The 24,914-nt window shown below is 56.5% G+C and carries 15 protein-coding genes; 11 read left to right on the forward strand and 4 right to left on the reverse strand.

The window, feature by feature from the left end; genetic code table 11:
- Positions 1–22: 22 nt before the first annotated feature.
- Genes rfbD through rfbB form a run of 4 tightly spaced genes read right to left on the reverse strand, consistent with a single transcriptional unit; the run spans position 23 to position 3,397 of the window.
- Positions 23–901 carry a dTDP-4-dehydrorhamnose reductase gene (gene rfbD / locus H8S59_RS09455; protein WP_187521245.1) on the reverse strand — a complete coding sequence of 293 codons (879 nt, stop codon included), beginning with the start codon at positions 899–901 and terminating at the stop codon, positions 23–25.
- Positions 898–1,446, reverse strand: a complete 549-nt coding sequence (gene rfbC, locus H8S59_RS09460) for a dTDP-4-dehydrorhamnose 3,5-epimerase (protein ID WP_095092870.1) — start codon at positions 1,444–1,446, stop codon at positions 898–900. Before rfbC ends, rfbD begins: the two co-directional genes overlap by 4 nt.
- The gene (rfbA, locus tag H8S59_RS09465) at positions 1,443–2,318 is read right to left on the reverse strand and encodes a glucose-1-phosphate thymidylyltransferase RfbA (RefSeq protein ID WP_095092869.1); all 876 of its coding nucleotides are present in this window, start codon (positions 2,316–2,318) and stop codon (positions 1,443–1,445) included. The genes rfbC and rfbA overlap by 4 nt, the downstream gene beginning before the upstream one ends.
- On the reverse strand, positions 2,315–3,397 hold the full coding sequence (rfbB, locus tag H8S59_RS09470; RefSeq protein WP_187521246.1) for a dTDP-glucose 4,6-dehydratase: 1,083 nt from the start codon (positions 3,395–3,397) through the stop codon (positions 2,315–2,317). Before rfbB ends, rfbA begins: the two co-directional genes overlap by 4 nt.
- 254 nt (positions 3,398–3,651) lie before the next feature.
- On the opposite strand from rfbB, the gene H8S59_RS09475 reads away from it, so the two are divergent.
- The 11 genes from H8S59_RS09475 to H8S59_RS09530 all read left to right on the forward strand — a co-directional run bounded on the left by H8S59_RS09475 (position 3,652) and on the right by H8S59_RS09530 (position 24,675).
- A complete protein-coding gene (locus H8S59_RS09475; RefSeq protein WP_187521247.1) occupies positions 3,652–6,564 on the forward strand; it encodes an aminotransferase in 2,913 nt (970 codons plus the stop codon).
- Between the two features lie 289 nt (positions 6,565–6,853).
- Positions 6,854–7,960 (forward strand): agmatine deiminase, encoded by a 1,107-nt coding sequence (gene aguA / locus H8S59_RS09480; RefSeq protein ID WP_187521248.1) that lies wholly within the window; start codon positions 6,854–6,856, stop codon positions 7,958–7,960.
- 657 nt (positions 7,961–8,617) lie between these two features.
- Positions 8,618–9,904 (forward strand): OprD family porin, encoded by a 1,287-nt coding sequence (locus tag H8S59_RS09490; RefSeq protein WP_095092864.1) that lies wholly within the window; start codon positions 8,618–8,620, stop codon positions 9,902–9,904.
- A gap of 124 nt (positions 9,905–10,028) precedes the next feature.
- A complete protein-coding gene (locus tag H8S59_RS09495; RefSeq protein WP_095092863.1) occupies positions 10,029–10,805 on the forward strand; it encodes an AraC family transcriptional regulator in 777 nt (258 codons plus the stop codon).
- Between the two features lie 247 nt (positions 10,806–11,052).
- Positions 11,053–11,226, forward strand: coding sequence for a DUF1427 family protein (locus tag H8S59_RS09500; RefSeq protein ID WP_187521249.1), 174 nt, complete (start codon positions 11,053–11,055; stop codon positions 11,224–11,226).
- Positions 11,227–11,256: 30 nt separating this feature from the next.
- Positions 11,257–12,216: a quinone oxidoreductase family protein gene (locus tag H8S59_RS09505; RefSeq protein ID WP_095092861.1), complete on the forward strand. Its 960-nt coding sequence runs from the start codon at positions 11,257–11,259 to the stop codon at positions 12,214–12,216.
- A gap of 534 nt (positions 12,217–12,750) precedes the next feature.
- Complete coding sequence (locus tag H8S59_RS09510; protein ID WP_187521250.1) at positions 12,751–14,472, forward strand: ShlB/FhaC/HecB family hemolysin secretion/activation protein; 1,722 nt, start codon at positions 12,751–12,753, stop codon at positions 14,470–14,472.
- Positions 14,473–14,504: 32 nt separating this feature from the next.
- Positions 14,505–22,898, forward strand: coding sequence for a hemagglutinin repeat-containing protein (locus tag H8S59_RS09515; protein ID WP_246475158.1), 8,394 nt, complete (start codon positions 14,505–14,507; stop codon positions 22,896–22,898).
- A gap of 20 nt (positions 22,899–22,918) precedes the next feature.
- Positions 22,919–23,479 (forward strand): hypothetical protein, encoded by a 561-nt coding sequence (locus tag H8S59_RS09520; RefSeq protein ID WP_187521251.1) that lies wholly within the window; start codon positions 22,919–22,921, stop codon positions 23,477–23,479.
- A gap of 16 nt (positions 23,480–23,495) precedes the next feature.
- Entirely contained in the window at positions 23,496–23,816 is a 321-nt protein-coding gene (locus tag H8S59_RS09525) for a hypothetical protein (protein ID WP_187521252.1), read from the forward strand.
- Between the two features lie 271 nt (positions 23,817–24,087).
- The gene (locus H8S59_RS09530) at positions 24,088–24,675 is read left to right on the forward strand and encodes a hypothetical protein (protein WP_187521253.1); all 588 of its coding nucleotides are present in this window, start codon (positions 24,088–24,090) and stop codon (positions 24,673–24,675) included.
- The last annotated feature ends 239 nt before the right edge of the window (positions 24,676–24,914 follow it).

The following is a 24,914-nucleotide window of genomic DNA, read 5'->3' on the forward strand; positions in this document are numbered from 1 at the left end:
TAAGGTCCCGAATAATGCAGAACTACTGCTCAGCCAGGCACTCCAGTAACGCGCTGTGCCAGTCCGGCTGTTGCACGCCCCATTCGCGTTGGAGGAGGCTGCAGTCGAGTCGCGAGTTGAGCGGGCGAGCGGCGGGTGTCGGGTAGGCACTGGACGGAATCGCTTCCAGTGCTGCACACTTTTTACCTTGCACGCTTAGCTGCTCGGCAATGGCCTGAGTGAAACCAAACCATGAAGTTTCGCCGCTGGCGGTCAGGTGATACGTGCCCCAGGCGCCTGGTTTCCCGTCACGCCAGTGTTCGATCAACTGGCGCGTACTTTGCGCAATGGTCCCGGCCCACGTGGGCGCACCCACCTGATCGGACACGACGTTCAGCGAATCACGCTCTTGCAGCAGCCGCTGCATGGTCAGCAGAAAGTTACGTCCCGTGTTGGAGTAAACCCAACTGGTGCGCAAGATCAAATACTGCCCGCCGACGTACTCGATAGCCTGTTCCCCGGCCCACTTGCTGGCGCCATAAACACCTAAAGGTGCGGGCTTGTCCTGTTCGGTCCAGGGTGTGGCTTTGCTGCCGTCGAACACGTAGTCCGTTGAGTAATGAATCAGCGGGATGCCCAGCTCTTTCGCCTGATCGGCAAGCATTCCGACGGCGATTGCGTTAACGGCAAGCGCTGTTTTCTGGTCAGTCTCGGCTTGATCCACTGCGGTATAGGCCGCAGCGTTGATGATCAGGTCTGGCTTTAGATCCTGTATCTGATCGAAATCGGCCATCTGGTCGCTGAGGTCAAGTTTGTCGCGGCCAAGGACAACCAGCTCGCCCAGCCCCGCCAGGGTCTTCTGCAGCGCTTGGGACACCTGGCCGTTCTGGCCGATGATGACGATTCTCAGTGGCTTGCTCATGGAAACAGGTCAGCCTCTTTTAATGCTCTGCCGTTTTGATCTTTGGCCGACAGTTGCGGCGTGCCGTCCAATTGCCAGTCGATAGCCAGATCCGGGTCATCCCAGCGGATGCAGCGTTCTGCGGCTGGCGTGTAGTAGTCCGTCGTTTTGTAGAGAAATTCGGCGTAATCGCTGAGCACTACAAACCCATGGGCGAAGCCCGCCGGGATCCATAGTTGCCGGGCGTTTTCCGCAGATAGCCTGACGCTGACCCAGCGGCCGAACGTAGGCGAGCTTTTGCGAATGTCCACTGCAATGTCCAGAACCTCTCCAGCCGTTACGCGTACCAGTTTGCCCTGGGCATTTTCGATCTGGTAATGCAGGCCGCGCAGTACGCCTTTGGCCGAACGGGAGTGATTATCCTGCACGAAGCTCAAGTCACGCAGCCCGGTAGCATCAGCAAAGGCCTTGGCATTGAAGCTTTCGTAGAAAAATCCTCGTTCGTCACCAAATACGCGTGGCTCAAGAATGAGTACTTCGGGGATCTCACTGGCAATTACATTCAACGGTTTTCCCCCGCAAGTTTGAACAGATACTGGCCGTAGCCGGTTTTGCCAAAATACTGAGCGCGTTCCAGCAGGTGTTCACGATCGATCCATTCGTTCTGATAGGCGATCTCTTCAAGACAGGCGACTTTCAGGCCCTGGCGGTGCTCGATGGTCTGCACGTATTGCGAGGCTTCCAGCAGGCTGTCATGCGTACCGGTATCCAGCCAGGCGAAACCGCGACCGAAACGTTCAACGTGCAGGTCGCCGCGCTGCAAGTAGGCGTTGTTGATGTCAGTGATTTCCAGCTCTCCACGGGGCGAAGGCTTCACGTCCTTGGCAATGCGGATGACTTCGTTGTCGTAAAAATACAACCCTGTCACTGCATAGCTGGACTTGGGTGCCTTGGGCTTCTCTTCGATGGACAGCGCCTTGCCGTTCTCATCGAAATCAATGACCCCGAAACGCTCTGGATCCTTGACCCAGTACCCGAAGACGGTGGCACCGTTCTTCTGATCCCTGGCAGTTTTGAGCTGTTCGCCGAAGTGCTGCCCGTGGAAGATGTTATCGCCCAGGATCAGGCATACCGAATCATCGCCAATGAACTCCTCGCCAATCAGGAACGCCTGCGCAAGGCCATCCGGGCTGGGTTGTTCGGCGTACTGGATGCGCACGCCAAACTGGCTGCCGTCACCGAGCAGACTGCGGTACTGAGGCAAATCCAGAGGTGTCGAGATGATCAGGATGTCCTGAATGCCAGCCAGCATCAGCACCGAGATCGGGTAGTAGATCATCGGTTTGTCGTAAATGGGCAGCAGTTGCTTGGAAACCCCGAGTGTAATCGGGTGCAAGCGCGTGCCTGAGCCTCCTGCCAGGACGATACCTTTGGTCATGCGATCAGATCCTTTGAATCGGTAAAGCCCAGTCGTTGGCCTTGATAGCTGCCGTCCTGTACACGGCGGCACCATTCCAGATTGTTCAGGTACCACTGCACGGTTTTGCGCAAACCGGATTCAAAGGTTTCCTCAGGGGTCCAGCCCAGCTCGCGTTCGATCTTGCTGGCATCAATGGCGTAGCGCTGGTCGTGACCCGGACGATCCGCCACGTAGGTGATCAGGTCCGCGTAATGGGCGATGCCCTCAGGGCGCGAAGGCGCCAGCTCTTCCAGCAGCGCACAGATGCCTTTGACTACATCGATATTCGTCTGCTCGTTATGGCCGCCGATGTTGTACGTTTCGCCAACAACGCCTTCAGTGACCACTTTGTACAAAGCGCGGGCATGGTCTTCGACAAACAGCCAGTCACGCACTTGAAGGCCGTTGCCATACACCGGCAATGGCTTGCCCGCCAGGGCGTTGAGAATAACCAGCGGGATCAGTTTCTCCGGGAAGTGAAACGGTCCGTAGTTGTTGGAGCAATTGGTCACGACTACCGGCAGTCCGTAAGTCCGCTGCCAGGCCCGAACCAGGTGATCGGATGCAGCCTTGCTGGCTGAATACGGCGAGCTTGGCGCATACGGCGTGGTTTCAGTGAACAAATCATCGACGCCATGCAGGTCGCCATACACTTCATCAGTAGAAATGTGGTGAAAGCGGAACGCCTCGCGCTCGGCTTCCGGCAGCTTCAGCCAGTAACCGCGCACGGCTTCCAGCAGGCTGTAAGTGCCGACGATGTTGGTCTGGATAAACTCGGACGGACCGTCGATGGAGCGGTCAACGTGGGACTCGGCCGCCAGGTGCATGATGGCGTGCGGCTTGAAACGGGCCAGCACTTCGCTGACTTTGGCCTGATCGCAGATGTCAGCCTGTACAAACTCATAGCGGGTATCAGTCGCGATGCCAGCCAGCGACTCGAGATTGCCCGCGTAGGTCAGTTTGTCAAAATTGAGTACTTCGTGATCGGTATTCTTTATCAGATGACGGACCAGCGCCGAGCCAATGAAGCCCGCGCCGCCAGTAACAAGTATTCGCATGAGTTTGCCTTGTGCCTTTCAGGTCTTTAACACGTATGGAGCATAGCTTGTGGGTGCGAAGCGATGCGTGCAAGCACCATCAATCAATAATCGCTCACGAGTTAATGAAAAGAACTGATCATGTGTGCATGGAACGTCATTAAACCGCCGCTTGGCCTGCCTGTCTTTCATGATTTTGTAGTCGGACTCCGGCACACCTATAGTTGCAGTGTTGTAAATTCATTCGCTTTGTATAACAAGACCGGGGTCACTGAATGCCGCTCGCTACGTTGATTCGTCGTTCCAGTCTGCCTTGTCCTGAAGTCAGCGCCGGGCAGGCCATGCAGTTGCTGGAACAGCACTACGGACTGAGAGGCACGCTGAAAGAACTGGGCAGCCAGCAGGATCGTAACTTTCTACTCGATACCGGTGAGCGTCGTTTTGTACTGAAGATCTGCCATGGGGATTACTCTGCGCTGGAGCTGCACGCACAACATGCAGCGTTGGGGCACCTGGCGGATAACGCCCAGGTCAGAGTTCCTGGAGTAAGACTGACTGATTCGGGCGAGCAACTGCTGTCGCTGGAGGTTGGCGGCCATGCGGTGCATGCCCGGTTGCTGGAGTTCATCGACGGCCAGGCTTTAAGTCATCTGAAGCATCTCCCGCTCGATGTTGTAACAGGGCTTGGCGAGCTTTGCGCACACGTTGATCGCTCCCTTGCCAGCCTTGAACATCCGGGGCTGGAGCGAGTACTGCAGTGGGATCCGCGTCACTCCCAGGCCGTGATCAAGCATCTGTTACCCGTCATTGATAACGAAGACGAACGCGCGTGCCTTGCACAAGCTGCTGAACAGGCGCAGCGACGTTTGATCCCGTTGATCCCCAAGTTGCCTGTGCAGCCCGTGCACCTGGATATCACCGAGTACAACGTGGTCTGGACGCGAGATGCTCACGTGCATTGGCAATTGCAGGGTTTGATCGACTTCGGTGATCTGGTCAGTACCTGGCGGGTGGCAGATTTATCGGTGACGTGTGCTGCGTTGCTGCACCACTCCGACGGCGATCCGTTGTACATCTTGCCGGCCATTCGCGCTTATCACGCGATCAATCCACTGCAACATGAAGAGCTTCAGGCGTTATGGCCGTTGATCGTCGCCCGCTCCGCAGTATTGGTGCTCAGTAGTGCGCAGCAGGCCGAAGTCGAGCCGGATAATGCCTACATCCAGGCAAATATCGACAGCGAATGGGCCATTTTTGATGTAGCGACGTCAGTGCCGCTGGCCTTGATGGAGGCGGCGATTCTTGCGGCCGTCAATGTCCGTGTTCAGATCACTCCTGCCGTGGGTTATCAGCCACTGCTGCCCAGCCTGAGCGGACGAGAGTTTCGGTTGGTGGATCTGGGTGTGCTCAGCGAACACTTTATTGCAGGTAACTGGACGCAGAACGGCATCGACGAACTGTTACTCAAACAAGCCGCGCAGGTCACAGGGCAGTCGGCAAGCCGGTTTGGGGAATATCGGTTGTCTCGCACGGTGATCGATAGCGCCAAGGCGCCCGAGACCTTCGCGTTGCATGTTGAATTGCACCTGACGACAGCCGCCGCGCTGCATGCGCCGTTCAGCGGTACGCTCAGGCTGACCGCCGATACAGCGTTGTTATTGGTGGGCGATCAAATGAGCCTGAAAATCTGGGGCGCAGCGCTGGAGTTGACGCCGGGGGCCAGTGTTGTCGCCGGTGAGGTGATCGGCCACGGTAACGGCTCACTGCTGCTGCAGCTGTGTTCCGCTCCGGACCTCAGCCCGCCACTGTTCACGACCCCTTCCTGGGCAGATGCATGGCTGGCACTGTGTCCTTCACCCGCTGCACTGTTGGGGTTTGATTGCGACGCACCTTCACTGCCGGATTCAGCTGAACTGCTGGCGCGTCGCGACGCCAGTTTTGCGCGCTCGCAAAAACATTATTATCAGGCACCGCCGCAGATCGAACGGGGTTGGCGCAATCACCTGATCGACATGCAGGGCCGCTCGTATCTGGACATGCTCAACAACGTTGCCGTGCTGGGGCACGGTCATCCGCGCATGGCCACTGAGGCGGGGCGGCAATGGTCGCTGCTCAATACCAACTCGCGGTTTCATTACGCGGCAGTTGCCGAGTTTTCGGAACGTTTGCTCAAGTTGGCACCGGAAGGCATGGATCGCGTGTTTCTGGTCAACAGCGGCACCGAGGCCAACGATCTTGCGATTCGCCTTGCCTGGGCTTACAGCGGCGGGCGCGACATGCTCAGCGTGCTGGAGGCTTACCACGGCTGGTCGGTGGCGACCGATGCAATTTCTACGTCGATTGCCGACAACCCTCAGGCGCTGAGTACCCGTCCGGACTGGGTGCATCCAGTGACGGCGCCAAACACCTATCGCGGCGAGTTTCGGGGTACGAACAGCGCGCCGCAGTATGTACGAAGCGTCGAGCATGTCCTGCAGCAACTGGCGGCACAACAGCGCCAGGTGGCGGGGTTTATCTGTGAGCCGGTGTACGGCAATGCCGGAGGGATTTCTCTACCGCCGGGTTACTTGCAACAGGTTTATCAGAAGGTCAGGGAGCAGGGCGGTGTATGCATCGCCGACGAAGTGCAGGTTGGGTACGGCCGCCTGGGTCAATATTTCTGGGGCTTCGAAGAGCAAGGCGTCGCGCCGGACATCATTACAATGGCCAAGGGCATGGGTAATGGTCATCCATTGGGTGCCGTGATTACCCGCCGCGAAATTGCCGAGGCGCTGGAGGCCGAGGGGTATTTCTTCTCATCCGCGGGCGGCAGTCCGGTCAGTTGCCGGATCGGCATGGCGGTGCTGGATGTCATGGAGGAAGAAAAGCTCTGGGAGAATGCTGAAACAGTGGGCGGGCATTTCAAGGCCCGGCTGCAAGCGTTGATCGACATTCATCCACTGGTCGGTGCCGTTCACGGCATGGGTTTTTATCTGGGCGTTGAATTGGTGCGTGATCGCCAGAGCCTGGAGCCTGCGACCGAAGAGACGACTTATCTGTGCGACCGGCTGCGGGATCTGGGCATCTTCATGCAGCCAACCGGCGACTATTTGAACATTCTGAAAATCAAACCACCGATGTGCACGACCCGCCAGAGCGTGGACTTTTTTGTGGATAGCGTGTCGAAGGTGTTGGCTGAGCTGGAGTGACTGCTGACGCCCTCGCGGCTAAAGCTCTCTTATATGCAACATGCAAACTACTGGATTGAAATGCATTTTCTGTAGGAGCTGCCGAAGGCTGCGAAGCATTTTTCATGAGACAACGCGATCGCAGCCTTCGGCAGCTCCTACAGATATACATTGCAGATTTGTATCGATCTTTAAGGCTGAAATATATTTCTATTTCCTGTTTTTAGCTTTTAAACCCGATTTTTATCGTCTATAAAGTCGCCAACTATCGATTGTTCGATTCGACGCCTTACCGGAGTCCTGATTACCCATGACCACTCTCAACAGCACGCCACGCGCCGACGGTTTCCATATGCCCGCTGAATGGGCTCCTCAGACCCAGACGTGGATGGTCTGGCCTGAGCGTCCGGATAACTGGCGTCTGGGTGGCAAGCCGGTCCAGACTGCCCACGTTGCGGTTGCCAAGGCCATCGCGCGCTTCGAGCCTGTGACGGTTGCGGTTTCGGCTGCCCAATATGACAACGCGCGAGCCCGCCTGGACGTGCCTAACATCCGTGTCGTGGAAATCAGTAACGACGACGCCTGGGTGCGTGATACCGGGCCAACCTTCGTGATCAACAATCAGGGCGAAGTGCGCGGCGTGGACTGGGACTTCAATGCCTGGGGCGGTTTTGATGGTGGCCTGTACGCCCCGTGGAATCTGGACTCGCAGCTGGCAAGCAAGGTGCTGGAAATCGAAAGATGCCCACGCTATGTGACCCCTGGCTTCGTTCTGGAGGGCGGCTCGATCCATGTCGATGGCGAAGGCACGCTGATCACTACTGAAGAATGTCTGCTCAACCGCAATCGTAACCCGCACCTCCCCCGCGAAGAGATCGAGGCGATCCTCAGCGCCAATCTGGCTGTGGATAAAGTGATCTGGCTTCCTGACGGGCTGTTCAACGACGAAACCGACGGGCATGTCGACAACTTCTGCTGCTACGTGCGGCCGGGCGAAGTATTGCTGGCCTGGACCGATGATCCCAAAGACCCCAACTACTCACGTTGTCACGCGGCGTTGGGTATTTTGGAAAACACCCGGGATGCCAAGGGCAGGGCATTCGTTGTTCACAAGATGCCAATCCCGGGTCCTTTGTTCGCCACCGAAGAAGAATGCGCGGGTGTCGATCAAGTGCACGGCAGCCAGGAACGCAACCCATCAGTGCGTCTGGCGGGTTCTTATGTGAACTTTCTGATCGTGAATGGCGGGATCATCGCCCCCAGCTTTGACGACCCGATGGACGGAAAAGCCCTGGAAATACTGCAGCAGCTGTTTCCGGAGCACGAAGTGGTCATGGTTCCGGGCCGCGAATTACTGTTGGGTGGCGGCAATATTCACTGCCTGACCCAGCAACAGCCAGCGCCTCATCGGGCCTGAATTGTGAGGCGCGGTTACATTCGCGTTACATAGTTGGCTCCGTTCTTGCTGTGATCAAGCCCATCCCGGTGATGGGCTTTTTTGTGGGTTACGCTTCCGGCGTCTGCCTTTCTGGATGGAGCGACGGCCAATGTCGAAACGTTTTCCACTTAGCCTTTCTGTCACAAAGGGTCAGTAGATTGAGCCCCTCACGACTTAAGAGGTTGTCCTATGAACGCAGGTCTAGAGCATCGCGCTCGTCATTTGTCTGCTAGTAGCGAAGCGCGCCAGATGATGGCTGACTGGTTAAGGACGACCAGTATGCGCACACCTCAACGCCCGGATGTCAGGCAGATGCTTCTGCAGCGTTACCCTGCCGGGCTCTTCAACGAGGCCGAGCTTGAAGCGCTCCTGAGCGTACTCAAGGATTAAGGCCTCGCCAAACGTGGTCCTGCGAGACAGTTATAAGCATAGAAAGTTTCGCAAATTGACAGTTTTATGACCGGCGACTAGGATTCGCGTCCTCCGCCTGTGGCCTTAGCGCCATGTACGTGCATCAGTAGTCCACTGCGATGATTTCGTGCGGGCTTCGCGAATATGACATTCGGGAGCCGCAGACACCCTATGGGATGTCGCCACAGCGCGTGATCAAATCCGCAGAAAAAAGGACAACTAGAAATGCTTAACAAACGCATCAGTTTGCTTGCACTGGGTCTGATCAGTGCAAGCCAGGTCATGGCTGACAGTCAGGCAGATTCCAAGGGCTTTGTTGAAGACAGCCACCTGAATCTTGCACTGCGCAACGCTTATATCAATCGCGATTACAAAAAGCGCGAGCCGAACTCGGATCGTGCGGAGTGGGGCCAGGCGTTCACGGGCGCATTCACTTCCGGTTTCACCCAAGGCACTGTTGGCGTGGGCGTTGATGCATTCGCGCTCTACGGCATTCGTCTGGACGGCGGCAAAGGCCGCAGTGGCGCGCCGGGCATCGACTTCTTCAAGCAAGGCGACAGCGGTGAAGCTGCTCATGACCTCGCTCGTGCGGGTGCCGCAGTCAAGGCGCGTATCTCCAACACTGTCATCAAGTACGGCGATCAAATGCCAGCGCTGCCAGTGCTGAGCTACGACAACGGCCGTCTGTTGCCAGAAAGCTTCACGGGTACATTGATCACTTCCAAAGAGATCGAGGGTCTGGAAGTCAACGTCGGTCGCTTCACTCAGGAAGCCCGCAAGTCAGCCGAAGGGCGTGACAGCGGTGGCCTGAAAAGCATCAACGTTTACGGTGCCAGCTACAAGTTCACCGACGAGTTCACTGCCGCCCTCTACGCCTCTGACAACGAGGACGTATTCAAGAAGCAGTACGTGAACCTGAACTATGTGTTTGCCTTGGCACCTGACCAGTCGTTGACGTTCGACTTCAACGGCTACAAGACCAAGATGGACAAGAACTTCTCGGCGTCCACTCAGGCGGGCGACCGTGACAACAAGATCTGGAGCCTCGCGGCGACCTGGGCGGTGGGAATTCACTCCTTCACCCTGGCTCACCAACGCAGCACTGGCGAAACCGGCTACAACTACAGCGGTTATCAAAACGACGGCGGCTACGGTGATGGCGGTAACACCATCTACCTGGCCAACTCCTACTGGTCTGACTTCAACGGCAAGGACGAACGCTCGTGGCAAGCCGCCTACGGCATTGACCTGTCCGGTCTGGTTGCCCCGGGTCTAAGCTACAAAGCGGCCTATGTGCGCGGTAGCAATATCGATGACGGCACTGACCGTGGCAATGGCACAGAGCGCGAAATCTTCAGCCAACTGACTTACGTGGTACAGAGCGGCCCGGCCAAGGACTTGTCCCTGCGTCTGCGCAACTCGTTCCTGCGTGTGTCTGATAACGCTAGCGAATACAACGTTAACGGCAACGAAACCCGCATCTTCGTTGACTATCCGATCAACGTTTTCTGATGATCGTGTGAAGGGCGCGCACTGCGTTCCCTGTGGGACCGGCTAAAGCCGGTCCCACCACAATCACTCCCGCGTCCTGACCGGCTACTATGTGCCCCATCCTGATCTGATCCGGTCACCCCTCATGGCCCTCGCTGCACCTCCCGACCTGTCTGATACCGCCGTGCCCGTGCAACCGCTGGCGCGCACCTATCCGCGTGGGCTTTTTATCGAGCCTCATGAGCATGTGTGGGGGCAGGTGCTGTATGCCACCTCCGGGGTGATGTGGGTGGAAACGCCACTGGAAGCGTTGGTCGTGCCGCCACAACGTGCGGTGTGGCTGCCGCCTGGCGTGATACATGGCATTCGCGTAGTCACCGATCTGGAGATGCGCAACATCTACCTGCGTCCGGCCATCGCCGACACGCTGGAAAAAACCGTACAGGTCTTTGAAGTTGGCCGCCTGTTACGCGAACTGATCCTGGGGCTGGTCGATCAGGCCAAGGATCAAGAATCAGACTATTACGACGCGCTGGTCAGTCTGGCGCTTCTGGAGCTGCAACGCGCGAAGCGTTCGGTCCTGAAAATCCCCATGCCTGACAACTCGGACCGACGTCTGCTGAGCCTTTGTCAGGCAGTCATGAGCGAACCGTCGCTGGATATACCGTTCGAGCAACATGCCGAAAATGCTGGAGCCAGCGTACGCACCCTGGCGCGCCTGTTTCAGGGCGCATTAGGAATGGGCTTCGCCGAATGGCGTCGACAGGTGCAACTGGCAACCGCGGTAGCTGAAATCATTCAGGGCGTACCGGTCAGCACCATCGCGCGATCCCTGGGCTATTCGCCCAGCAGCTTCAGCGACATGTTCAAACGCGAGTTGGGTGTGGCGCCTTCGCAGTACGCACATACATCATTGAATTGAAATGCATTCCTGTAGGAGTGAGCTTGCTCGCGATAGCGTCAGTTCAGGCGGTCTTTTCATCGGCCAGGAAAACGAATCGCGAGCAAGCTCACTCCTACAGGTGCCCTGCTTGATGCGCGACAGCGCGGTGTCAGGGAAAAAATAGTTTGTGCACTCACCCTGACCGATATTCAGAAGTCCTTGGCCGATAGCTTTTCCGGTCCGCCCCTAAACTGCGTGCATGAGCAATTTATGCACGGGGTTCACCATGAGTTACCTCATTTCCATCGTCATTGGCATCGGCGTCGGCCTGCTCTATGGCGCGCTTGATTTTCGCTCCCCCGCACCGCCCGCTGTCGCACTCGTTGGCCTGACCGGCATGTTGCTGGGCGAAAAGCTGTGGCCGATGGGCAGTCAGCTGATTGCCACCTGGATGTCCTGATCATTTATTTCGTACCCAATGGAGGCTTCGATGAAAGCCCTGCAATTCTCCAGAACCGGCGACCTCGCTGCTCTGCAATACGTCGACCTGCCCACGCCTGTGCCCGCTCAGAATGAAGTGCTGATCGAGGTCAAAGCTGCAGGCCTGAACCCCAGTGACGTGAAAAACGTCCTCGGGCGTTTTCCCTACACCACCTTGCCGCGGGTACCAGGCCGGGATTTTTCGGGCGTGGTCATTGAAGGCCCCCAGGAACTGTTGGGTCGGGAAGTGTGGGGCACCGGTAAAGAACCCGGTTTCTTCCGCGACGGTTCTCACGCGCAGTTTTTGACCTTGCCCGCCAAGGGGGTGGCGCTCAAACCCAAGGCGCTGAACTTCAGTCAGGCCGCCAGCCTGGGCGTGCCTTACACCACAGCGTGGGATGCCTTGCAACGCAGTCTGGTCAACGCCGATACGCGCTTGCTGGTCATTGGGGCCAATGGTGCTGTGGGCAGTGCGGCCTTGGCATTGGGCAGGATTCTCGGCGCGCGCGTACTTGGCGCGGTACGCCGCCCGGAACACATCGCCACGCTGCAAGAGCAAGGCTTCGACGGCATTGTGCTGGGCAAGCCAGAAGAGCTGGCGGAGCAGGTCAACGGTGTTTTCCAGAGCGGCGCCGATGTGATTTTCGACACCACCGGCTTCTGGCTTCCAGCTGCGGTGCCTGCACTGGCAACCTTCGGTCGTATCGCAATCATCGCGGCACCCGTGGACGGCCATGTGCAACTGCCCTCGCTGGCGTTGTACCGCAAAGGGGGTTCGGTAGTCGGGATCAACTCGCTGCTTTACGACTGCCAGGCCTGCGCGAAGATGCTCGACCAGTTCGGTCGATTCTTCGACGAAGGCAGCTTGCCGCTGCCGACAGGTCTGGTCGAGTCGCCGTTGAGCGAAGGCCTGGCGCGGTACGAAGAGGTGAATCAAGGCGCCGGGGAGAAAGTGATTTTGCTGCCCTGAGGCGATTTTGATCTGACTTGTAGGAGATCGCTCTATCCCTGTAGGAGCGCACGAGCACCGCGAGGCCGCGATAGCGGTGTATCAGGCAGTACGCCATCGCTGCCTCGCAGTGCTCGTAAGCTCCTACAGAAAAGTATTTCAAATCAGGTGATTGGTGGACTCCTACCGCGAGCCCGCAAGCTAATGACGTGGCATCGGCTTCAGCCACGAAGAGGTCGTTACATCCACTGAATGTGTCAAACCTGATAAGCCGCCTTCCCGGATAGAGCCGACCCCACTTAATGAATTGCGATTTGCGCGAGATTTCGCCCCTTTTTAGTGATACCCATCACAAAATTTTCCCCTTGTAGGAACTTTCTTCGAATGAGGGGTCTGTTTCAGCATTGATACACCTTGTTAAATTTGCCAACGATTGCTGGCACTTTGCTGCTATCAGCTGGCATCTAGCCGGTATCTAAGCTTCCACTTCGCGGTTGCTGTTTCTTCTTCCTGCTCGGGCACTTCCCATGCCTGAGACATATCGATGGAATGTTTATGTTTGCCTCCCCACGGACGTGGCTGCATTCGTGCGCCTTATTGTTTGCTATCGGCTCGCCTGTTTTTGGCGCGACTGTGCCGACCCCGGGCGATCAGGACCTGATTCGTGATCGACAGAACCGGCTGATTGAAGAACAGCAACGCCGACTCAAGGAACTCAAGGAACTGCCAGGTTCCAACGCCGAGCCCGCTAAACCTGCGTCGCCTGACGATGCGCGCTGCTTCCCGATCAAAACCATTGAGCTTCAGGGGGCCGAGCGCCTGAGTGGTGTTGATCGTGATCGGCTGCTCAAGCCTTACATGGACCGCTGCCTGGCCGTGGCCGATTTGAATGAGCTTCTTAAAGCCATTACCAATTACTACCTCGATCAAGGGCTGGTCACCAGTCGTGCGTATCTGCCACAACAGGACCTGTCCAAAGGGCACCTGACTGTATTGGTGGTGGAAGGCAAGCTTGAAAGCCTGAAAGGCGCGCCAGGCAGCACGGTATCCGAGCGCGAACTGGCGATGGCGTTTCCGGGGGCCACAGGTGAGGTCCTGAACTTGCGCGAAATCGAGCAACTGGTGGACCAGCTCAATCGGTTGCCCTCCAGACAGGCCCAGATGGAGCTGGCGCCAGGCAACGAGGTCGGTGGCAGTGACGTGCTGGTGCGCAACGAGCCACAAAAGCCTTGGCGCGCAAGCTTGTCACGCAACAACGACGGGCAGAAAAGTACCGGCGAACAGCAGGTCAATGCCGGGCTTGAGTGGGACAGCCCGCTGGGTATTGCCGACCAGTTGATCGTGCGTGGTGGGCATGATGTGGTCAGTGATCACAGGTCCACCTCCAAAAACGCCATGCTCTATTACAACGTTCCGTATGGCTGGTGGAACTTCAGTTACACCTACAGCCAGAGCGACTATCGCTCACAGGCGCAAGGTGATGGTTTCAGCTTCAAACAGAACGGTGACAGCCAGAACCACCAATTTCTCGCCGAGCGTCTGATCCACCGCGATGCCGTCAGCAAAACCTCAGTCAGTGCCGGGCTGGCTCATTTGCGTACCAACAACTACATCGACGACGCCCGACTTGAGGGCAGTAGCAACCGGATTACCGAAGCGCAATTCGGTATCAACCACGGTCGGCGGATCGGCAACTCCTTCGTCAACCTGGACCTGGGCATGCAGCAGGGCATCGGCGCACTGGATGCGCAACAGGATGCTCAGCAACGAGACGAATTGGGCAACCTCACTGCCACTCCGCGCTATCGCAAATACACCGCTACCGCGAGTTATCTGCTGCCGTTCAATTGGTTGGGCGAGTCCTTCAGTTTCAGCAGCCTCGCCACGGGGCAGCGTAGCGAAGACGTGCTGTTCAGCTCGCAGCGCATCAGCGTAGGCGGCAGCTCTTCCGTGCGCGGCTACAAGGATCAATTCCTGTCCGGCTCCAGTGGCGGCTACTGGCGTAACGAGCTGCGCTGGACGCGGCCGGTGACGCTGGACTGGCTGCGCCCCGCTTTTAGTCAGTACGGCACCAGCGTCGGTTACGACCAGGGTGTGGTCAGTAACGATCGGTACAGCGGCGGTTTCAACGGCCGCGTATCGAGTAACTCCCTGCAGCTGTTCGCCAGAGGCGAGCAAGTCAGCGCCAGCGTGACATTCGCCCATTCGCTGGAGCGCCCAAGCGTGCTCACTGAGCGCGAAGCGCCGATCTACTTCCAGGTCGACCTGTTTCTCTAATTAATCAAATTTGTTGCCGCGAGACTTCGAAAATGGACGTTCATCAATTTGCACTTCTGGCCCGCCAACCTTCTGCTGAGTTGAAGCCACGCAAGCGCTTTTTAGGCGTGTCCAAGCGTGCGTTGGCGTTGCTGATGGTCAACGTCATGTTCTGGCAGCCGATCTGGGCGCAGGCGGGCGGAGTTGCAGTCAGCGGCGGCACCAACACCAGCGTGGGCCAGGCCGCCAATGGCGTCCCGGTGATCAATATTGCGGCGCCCAATGCGGCGGGGCTGTCTCATAACCAGTTCAAGGATTACAACGTCGGCAAGGAAGGTGTGATCCTCAACAACACCACCGGTGCTGTGCAGAACACTCAGTTGGCGGGCTATATCAACGGCAACAGCCAGTTGGGCGGCAAAGCAGCAGGCGTCATCCTTAACGAAGTCAACGGCGGCAGCGCCAGCCAGCTCAATGGCTACACCGAGGTGGCAGGCAAGTCGGCGCGGGTCATTATTGCCAACCCTTACGGCGTGACCTGTAACGGTTGCGGATTCATCAACACGCCTCGTGTGACCCTCAGCACCGGTAAGCCAGTGCTGGACGGCAACGGCAAGCTTGATCGTTTCGAAGTTGATGGCGGCAGTGTCAACATCGAAGGCGACGGCCTCAACGCCGACAATGTCGATCAGTTCGACATCATCACCCGTTCGGCAAAAATCAACGCCAACATTTACGCGAAACAGCTGAACGTCGTCGCGGGCGCCAACGACGTTAACGCTGACACGCTGGCCACCACTGCACGCGCGGGCAACGACGCTGAAAAACCGGCGTTGGCGATTGACTCGTCGGCACTGGGCGGCATGTACGCCAACACCATCAAACTGGTCGGCACCGAGAAAGGTGTCGGGGTAAAACTGGCTGGCGATATGGCTGCCAGCGGCGGCGACATGCAAATCGACGCCAACGGCCATTTGACCATGGCCAAGGCGGCCGCCAGCGGCGCAGTCAACGTCAATGCTGCCAGCCTTGATGCGCAGGACTCGATCTACGCCGGTACTTCGGCAAACGTGCAAACCCGTGGGAGCCTCAAGAACCAGAAGGTCCTGGCCGCCCGTGACCGCATTACACTGAGCAGTGGCGGTCAGTTGACCAACAGCGGCACTGTCCAGGCGGGCATCAACCCTGACAACACCCGCAATGCAACCGGTGACGTCAGCCTGAATGGCAAAACGATCAACAACACCGGCAACGTTGTCGCCACCCGCAACCTCAGCGCCACCGCGGAACAATCGCTGACTAACAGTGGCGCGATCCAGGCCACCACCTCTGCCAACAGCGCCGCCGATTCGGGCAATGTCAGCCTCGCCGGTGCATCCATCACCAATACGGGCAATGTGGTTGCCAGCCGCAACCTCACGGCCACGGCCTCGCAGGTCGTGGACAACAGCGGCACCTTACAGACGGGCGTTAACGCGGATAACTCCCGCAATGCCAACGGCGACATCAGCCTCAATGGCCAAACCGTCACCAACACCGGCAACGTGATCGCCAGCCGCAACCTGTCGGCAACGGCCGGTCAATCGCTGGTCAACAACGGCGGCATCTTCGCTGCCGGTCAAACGTTGATCGCCACCACCTCGATACTGGATAACCAGAACCAAGGCCAACTGCTCAGCGATGGCGACATGACGCTGACGGCCGATAATCTGCTCAACGGTTCAGACAGTTACATCAGCAGCGGCGGCGGGATGACCGTTCGTGCAGGTGCAATCAACAACCGCGCAGGCCTCATCGAAAGTGGCTCAACCCTGGATCTCGGCGCGTCCAGCCTGGACAACACCAACGGGCAGATTCGTTCCCTGGGGCTTACAGGTAACAGCCGCTTCGCCATTGCTGGCTTGCTGGATAACACCGGTGGCGCACTTGAGTCGGCCAACACTGACCTGAGCCTGGCCGCGGGCAGTTTCCAGAACCTAAACGGCAGCGTTCTGCACGTCGGCACCGGCGCACTGGACGTCTCCGGACTGGCCCTCGACAACGCGGGTGGCAGCCTGGTCACGCGGGGTGGTTTGGCGTTCAACAAAGCCGCCTGGACCAACAGCAGCGTGATTCAGGCTGCCAACCTGACGCTTGATGTCGGCAACTTCCAACAGACCGCAACGGGTCAACTTCTGGGGACCAACAGTTTCGTCGGCAGAGGCGCTAACTGGTCAACCAATGGCGTCATTGCCAGCGATGGCCGCGTGGATCTGACCCTCACCGATCAGTTGACCAACAGCGGTCGCATCACCTCCGCGACAGCCCTTGGTGTCAACGCCCCACGGGTCAGCAACCTCGGCACCCTGGCAGCAGGCCAAGTGCTGACGGTCAGCACGGGCAGCCTGCTCAACGACCACGCGCTGATTTTCAGCGGCGGCAATATCAGCCTGCAGGTTGATGAACTGAATAACGTTGCATCCGACATCTACGCGATGGGCAACTTGCTTGTCGATCGCGACGGTCTGGGCGGGTTGGCCACCAGCATCACCAATAGCTCCTCGAACATGCAGGCCGACGGCACTCTGAGCCTGGCGGCGAGCACCATCAAGAACATCCGGACCATTCTGACGGTCGAGTCGGGAATCTACAGCGCCTCGATTACACCCACTGCGTGTATCCAGGGGCAAACGGCTGGCGACTGTGAGGGGCCCAAGCAGCACAGGCCTTTCCTGATCAGCCAGCGTGATCATGTGGCCGTTACTGAAGCCAGCGCCGCGTCAAGCATCACCTCCGGCGGCAGCATGCTGCTCACTGGCGGGAGTCTGCTCAACAGCAGCAGTAGCATCGCTGCGGGAGGCAACCTCACCGCCATCTTTGATGATCTCACCAACACCGCGATTGAAACCCACGACACCCAGACCGACCGTGTTTTTGTAGAAGAGCGAACCCGTAGCCCTGGTTTCATGCGCCGACTGGCCAGTGCGTTTACTCAGAAATACTCAATCGACAGCCCCGGTTACAACAAAAATGATTTGGGTGGTCTTGAAGCCGCGATGGCCACCTTCATCGGTCGTACTGAAGGCGAAAAGCCCGACTTCGCGAAAACTACCCAACTGGCAGCACCTGACCAAAGCTACTCGGCCATCATTCAGGCGGGCGGCGCAGTCAACGTTCAGGCCAAAAACGGCATCGACAACTCCGTCGTGCGCGGTGGCTACACCTACGTGGGCAGCGGCGCAAAAACCGACACCAGCGAGCCGGGTTACTCCACCGTCGTCGCGCTTAATCCTCAGCTGGCACCGGACCTGGGTCAGCAAGCGGTCAACCCGATAAACCTGCCCGGCTTCCAGCTGCCCACCAGCCAGTTCGCCTCCAACCCGCAAAAATACCTGATCGAAAGCGATCCGGCGTTCACCAATCTGGGCCGCTTCCTGAGCTCGGATTACATGCTCGACAAGCTGGGCTACAACCCGGACGAAGCCCAGAAACGTCTGGGTGATGGTTACTACGAGCAGAAGCTGATCCAGCAAGCAGTCATCGCCCGCACCGGCCAGCGTTTCATCGACGGCCAGACCAGCGATGCAGGCCTGTTCAAATACCTGATGGACAACGCCATCGCCAGCAAGGACGCCCTCAATCTGTCGGTGGGCGTAAGCCTGACGGGCGAGCAAGTCGCAGCGCTGACCCACGACATCGTGTGGATGGAGCAGCACGAAGTCTCGGGTCAAAAAGTACTCGTGCCTGTCCTTTACATGGCCCAGGCCAATAACCGTCTTGCCCCTAACGGTGCATTGATCACCGGCAACGACGTTTCCCTGATCAGCGGCCAGAACCTCAACAACAGCGGCACCCTGCGCGCCACCAACAACCTTGGCGTCAGCGCTGGCGGTAACCTGACCAACTCAGGTCTGGTCGAGGCGGGCAACCTGCTGCAAATGCGCGCCAACAACAACCTGACCAACACCGCAGGCGGCGTGATCGCCGGACGCAACGTCGAACTCGTCGCCGTCAATGGCGACCTGCTCAACGAGCGCAGCGTCACGACGCACCAAAGCGACAGCGGTTACCGCTCCGAGCGCACCCAGTTCGTCAACAGCGCAGCACGCATCGAAGCCGCCGACACCCTGACGATGCAAGCCAAACGCGACGTCAACAACGTCGGCAGCGTGATCAAGAGTGGCGGCGACACCACAATCCAGGCCGGACGTGACGTCAACATCGTATCCGCCCAACAAGAAAACAGCGGCGCCGTCGGCACGCGCTCCACCCGCCAGAACATCACCCAATACGGCTCTGTTGTAGAAGCCGGTCGCGACTTCCAGGTCGTCGCCGCCCGCAACATCAGCGCCGTCGCCAGCCAGATCAGCGCCAAGCGCAACCTGACCCTGGACGCCGGAGAAAACCTCAACATCGCCTCCGCGGCGGATGAGCAGCATTCGTACAGCAAGAGCAAAAAGGTTAAGGCTCAGGAAGATCATGTGAGCCAGGTGTCGAGTGTGCTTAAGGCGGGTGGCGATGCGACGCTCCGCGCCGGGCAGGACATGGCGCTGACTGCTAGCCAGGTCAATGCGGGGAATGAAGCCTATCTGGTCGCCGGTAACAACCTCGCCATGCAGGCAGCTGAAGATCAGGACTACAGCTTCTTCAGCAAAACCAAGAAAAGCTCCTCCGGCAAGAAATTCCGCCTGGATGAAACCAGCAGTATCACCAATGTGGGCAGCCTGGTCAGTGCCAACGGCGACAGCACAGCCATCGCAGGTCAAAATCTGCTTTTGGCAGGCAGTGCCGTTACTTCTGAAAAAGGCGCTACGCAACTGGTTGCCGATCAGGATGTACAGATTCTTGCTGTCACTGATTCCGCTACTGAGCGTCACGAGCGCAAAGAAAGTAAAAGCAGTTGGGGTGGCCTGAAGTCCAGCAAAGTCCAGACCAAGGTTGACGAGACGACTACCACCGCAGCAGGCAGCACGGTTTCGGGTGAAACTGTCGGCGTGTCCGCTGGACGCGATGCGACGATTACGGGCTCCTCACTGGTCAGCACCGACGACCTGTTGGTTGAAGCCGCACGCGATCTGAAGGTTGATGCTGCGCAAAACACCTTCTCGCGCACTGACATGCATAAGGAAAAGAACCGCGACCTGACCGGGATCGTCACGGGCAACAAGCTCGGTATCGATGACATTACTGGCAATCAGCACCTGTCTATCAGCAGCCAGAAACACAATGGCAAGGCAGCAGAAACTACCCTCAGCGGCAGTACGATTGGCTCCAGCAACGGCAACGTGGCTTTAAATGCAGGACGCGACCTGAGCGTCACCGCCAGTGATTTGGTCAGCACCAAAGACATGACGCTCAGTGGTTCGGACGTGACCATTACGTCAGGAGCGCAAACGGCTAGCCAGAGCACCGAGGATAAATCTCGCAGCTTGGCGGTGGGTCGAGTCATTGGTGGCATGGCTGTCGATGCCGTTAGAACCATGCGCGATTCGGTAAAGGCTGCCAAGGAAAGCGATGACCCCCGTCTTAAGGCGGTCAAGGTTGCCCAAGGGATGTTGGCGGCCTACCAGTTGGGCAGTACGGCATCCGATCTCATGTCGGATTCGCAGGAAGTAAGGGACGATGCCCTGAGTAACGGTTCGGTCATCAAGATTGGCACCGAGCTAGCCAACACACGTAGTAAAAGTACCAGTGAATACAGCAGCGAGACTGCCAAGCAGAGCACCGTCAATGTTGGTGGGAATCTGGCAGTCGCGGCGAATGGTGGTGCTGCTGGCACCGAAGGAAACATCAAGGTTGTCGGCAGCACCATCAAGGCAGCCAACATCGATCTCAGGGCCAAGGGCAACATTTTGTTGCTCAGTGCACAGAACCGGGCCGATTGGGCGAACGACAGTAGCAACAACAAAACCAGCATTGGCGCGAGCTTTAACATTGGCGCGCAAAACGGCTTCACCCTCGACCTTGGTGCTCAGAACGCCAAAGGTAAGGGTACTGGTGGCTCTGTAACGCAGGTCAATAGCACTATCGACACGGGTTCACTGGTGCTTGAAAGCGGCAATGACACGCGTCTCATCGGTGCCCAGGTCCGTGCTGACAGGATCAAGGCCAACATTGGCGGTGATCTGGTAATTACCTCGCTGCAAGACTCCGAGACGCAACGCAATAAACAAAGTAGCGGTGGAGTCGGCGCAAGTATTTGCGTACCGCCATTCTGCTTAGGCACCCCGGTCACGGCGTCCGCCAACATCGCAATGAGCGGGCTCAATAGTGATTACCGTGCCGTTACTGACCAGTCTGGTTTTTATGCAGGCCAGGGCGGTTATGACATTCAGGTGGGCAAGAACACCGTGCTTCAAGGTGCTGTCATCGCCAGCGACGCAGCGGCGAGCAAAAACCGCCTCAGCACCGATCGCCTCATCACCAGTGACATTAAAAACATCAGCGAAATCGAAAGCCATGCAGTCAGCGCGAGCGTGTCGACCTCAGGGAATTCACTTACTCCGGGCATGGTGTTTGGGCTGAAGCTTGACGACGCCGATAAAAGCGTCACCCGCAGTGCTGTCAGTGAGGGCGCGATCGAGGTTCGAAGCGCCCAGGGTGGCGGCGATCTGATTGGTCTGAATCGTGATACCGCACATGCCAACGGTGCGCTCGACAGGCCGGATCGCGAGGCAATTGAAGAGCGCATGGAGCTGGTGCGCAGTTCCGTGGCGCTTGTTAAGGACCTTTCAAACACTATCGCGGAAGCGCGAAACAAGGCTGCTAAAGACCCCAACAGTGAAGAAGCGAAACAGGCGCGCCAGCAGCTCGCTGATGCGGGAAACACCGACCCTTCTTCTGATGAGGTTCGCGATCAGGTCCAACGCAACTATGGAACGGGCAGTAGCTTCCAGCGCGCTGCCCAGGCTGCGAGTGGTGTCGTTCAAGGTGTATTGAGTGGCAACTTTGCTGGCGCACTGGCTGGCGGTGCGGCGCCCTATCTCGCTCACAGCATCAAGGAAATGACGGCTGGTGATGACAACGCCAACCTGTTCGCGCATGTGGTCTTGGGGGCCGTGGTTGCACAGGCTCAGGGTAATTCGGCGCTTGCCGGTGGCACAGGCGCAGGCCTGGGTGAGTTGGTTGCTCGCCAACTGTACCCGGACAAGAGTAGCGATCAACTGACCGAAACCGAGCGTCAGACGGTTTCAGCGCTGTCGACATTGGCAGGTGGTTTGGCGGGCGCACTGACATCCGATAGCGATGTCAGCGTAATTGCCGGGGCATTGGCTGCTAAGAATTCTGTGGAGAACAATCACCTCAGCGATATTGAGAAGGTGACGCTCCGGGATTTGAGAAAAGAGTACGCAGAGGAGTGCGTGGGCGGCGCTGCAAGCGACGCCTGTGAGCGCAAGAACAAGAAAATCCTCGCGCTTGAGGAGAAAGCAAAAAGCGTCCTCAAGAAAGACACCATTTATGTCGCGGAGGATATGGGGCGGGACATGCTATTCACCACCGTTCCAGGTGAAATAATACCGTGCGCTATTTCCGGAAATAACATGTGTGTGGTAACGGACAAAGTCGTTACCACAAGCCAAGGCGCAGAGTGGGAGCTCATACCTGCAACGGCGGCCCAGGCTGTTATTGGTCGGGCGCAGCAAGCGGCCACCGTTGAAGCTACCGAGGCCGACTTGGCGAAAAAAGCCGCTGACCTCTTCGACAGTGGTTGTGGCGGGATAGGTTTTTCTGCGACGGCATGTCAGGCATATATGGCCATTAGCGGGTTGCACCCGATCACGGGCCAGCCTTTGTCCGCCGCGGAAAGGGTCGCATATGGATTAGGAGCGGCGGCAAGCGTTGCTGGCGCGAGCGTCGCGGGTGTGTCGGCGGTTCGTGGCCAAGGCGTAGCAGTAAGCGAAAAGGCAGCTGCGCAAGCAGCGGCTGATGTCGGGGCAAAAAGTACTGATGCCATTTTAGGTCTGAATATTGGTCGTTCTGATCTTGGCGATTTACTAGGTCGTGGCGGTAATAAGGATGTTTACGCCTATGGAGACAATCAAGCGGTTGGTGTCTTACGTAATGGAACGAATTCGCAGGCAATCTCCGATGAAATTGAGATGCTCGGCAGGCTCAATGATGCCGGACTTCCCACTGTGAATCCTCGAGCCGTGAGCGTCGACGGTTCCCCTGGTATGCTTATGGATCAGTTTGCCCAAGGGTCTAAAGATGTTGTGAAACTTTTGGACGGGAAGGTACGCGTTGTCGGTGATTCGAAACTCCTCAACCAGCAAAGCATTTCAGATTTACAAAATATTCGAGCTACAATGGTAAGCAACAATATTCAAATCAGTGACCTACAGTTCCTGATTAGCAATGAAGGGCGCGTTGTGGTTGCTGACCCGCTTGCTGTTAAGTTTAACGCTGCACCTTCAAAGAATAATCTGCGGATGATCGACTTGTTAATTCAATCAGCACGGAAAAATTAATATTTATAGGTGTTAAATATATGGATTCGATGGTGCCGTCTGAAGCAAATGACTTTCTTCGACGTCTCACTGGTAAACAGGTAATTAAACTGGTTAGGTACAGTTGGTGGCCTGGATGTGAGGTTGCTGCTCAATGTGGCGTTGAGGATCAGATGGCCTTCTCACTGACGGCAGGACCGTTAGCCATCTATTTTGAGGGCGGTGAAATTATCGGCCTTTCGAGTGACCCCTCTCTAAACAGCATTATAATTTGGGATGAGGCTGCAAGAGGCGAGAGTAAAGTTAACAACTTATTGGAGGATGACGACGAACTGTTTCCTATCCCCGAGTCTGGAAAATTTTCTACTGTCTTTTGGGCGCAAATTGTTGGCTGTCGCTTAATTGGCGTGACTATACTTAAGCGCACAGACATGACTGCGAAGGAACAACAACGTCCTAGTGAAGTCGGCTTGCGTTTTAATTTTTCCAGAGGAAAAAGCTTTGTCGTGTCGCATGGGCTTCATGATAATTCTGATGATTTTTCAGTCTTGGAAGAGTCGCAATTAGCTGTAGTTGAATTGGTGGGAACTCCGATAATATAATGGTGGGGTACGAGGAGTGGATGGTTTCAAAGAGGGTAGCGCTCAAGGATTAAGGTGCGCTGATTGTGGTTGGTCTATAGTGACAACGAACCTCTCGGGTATTAAGCTTGATGAGGCAAAGTATGAAGTCAGTTGCAGTGGTAACTATCACGATGAGGCCCATGTAAGGGCTGTAACTGAAGTGACAGGCTATAATTTTCTAATGTCTAGAAAAGCTCTTCAGAAAGGTCGTTTTACAGTATTTAATGGACAGGCGGTGGAGGTTTTGCGCATACGAAACATTCTTATTTCTGCAGGGCTTGAATGTGTCATTGATCCGGATTTCAAATGGAACTGATGGGTCTGGAAAAATGTTGATTTAAAAACCAGAGGTCATGCGAAAACTGATGCAGTTGGGGTCAGCCGACTTATTCAGCTTTTTTATTGAGCGTTGAGTGGTTTTGGCTTTTTATTGACGGAGTATTTGGCTCGAATCTCCGTATGTGCTTAGTCAAGTATCCGACTGCCTGAAATTTTGGGAGAGCTGATCGCACGGTATCTGAACTGCAGATACTAGATAAGCGCCAAGATGCCTTATTTACAGCTTGTGATCTTAGAAGGGAGTAACCATGTTTTTCTGGAAAAAAATCAGTGTGTGGATATTTGGTTTATCGACATTGCTGGCTTTGGTCGGTTGCCAATCCGGTGGCCGAAGCTCTGCATCAAATCTGTTAGAGGACGGTATTCTCCTCAAGCAAAAAAGCGTAGTAGTTGATGCCAATCACGCAAAAATTATCATGAGACCCACTGGGTACAATTATCCCGTGAATTTTTCGGTGCGTCGGGATGGTGACCCTGACCAACGCCCTGAGTTTCTTGGGACGGCTGTCTATACCGGGCGCGGTAAGCTATTCGGCTGGATCGCGAATATGAACGAAGTCGCTAACAGTGCAACTCTGCGACGGTTTCCTCAGTTAGAGCTGCAGGCTGATCCGAATCAGGCTATTGAAATAAGCGGCGAATACTCTGTTGTGGAGTACAACATTTTGAGAATGTGTGGCCCTCGCAAGTCGGTCTTTACACCAGAAAAACAGAAGGTTTATCTGGTTGAGTTCGTGGTGAGTGTTGATGGTTGTGAGCAACATGTATATGACATTACTCAACCCGAGCAACGATTGCCCGTCGTGACGAACCAACAAAAGATTGGTTCAGATTGAAGATGGACTGTTGTTATACCGACTTTGTTTAAAATGTGCTCCGATAGAATTTTTTTAGGCTTGTTGTTCTAGGTAGCGCTCACCAGCGCTAGATTGATGAGCAAGATGCATTAGTCTGCTCTTTAACAGTAAGGTTTTTTATCTTGTCCTGGATAGTGTCAATCAACTCACTCTATCCATTTTTTTAAATCAGCAGCCTGGCTGCGCTCATCAACTGGCGGACTGAAACTTCCAACACG

It is taken from the genome of Pseudomonas folii (assembly GCF_014357575.1).
Taxonomy (GTDB): Bacteria; Pseudomonadota; Gammaproteobacteria; order Pseudomonadales; family Pseudomonadaceae; genus Aquipseudomonas; species Aquipseudomonas folii.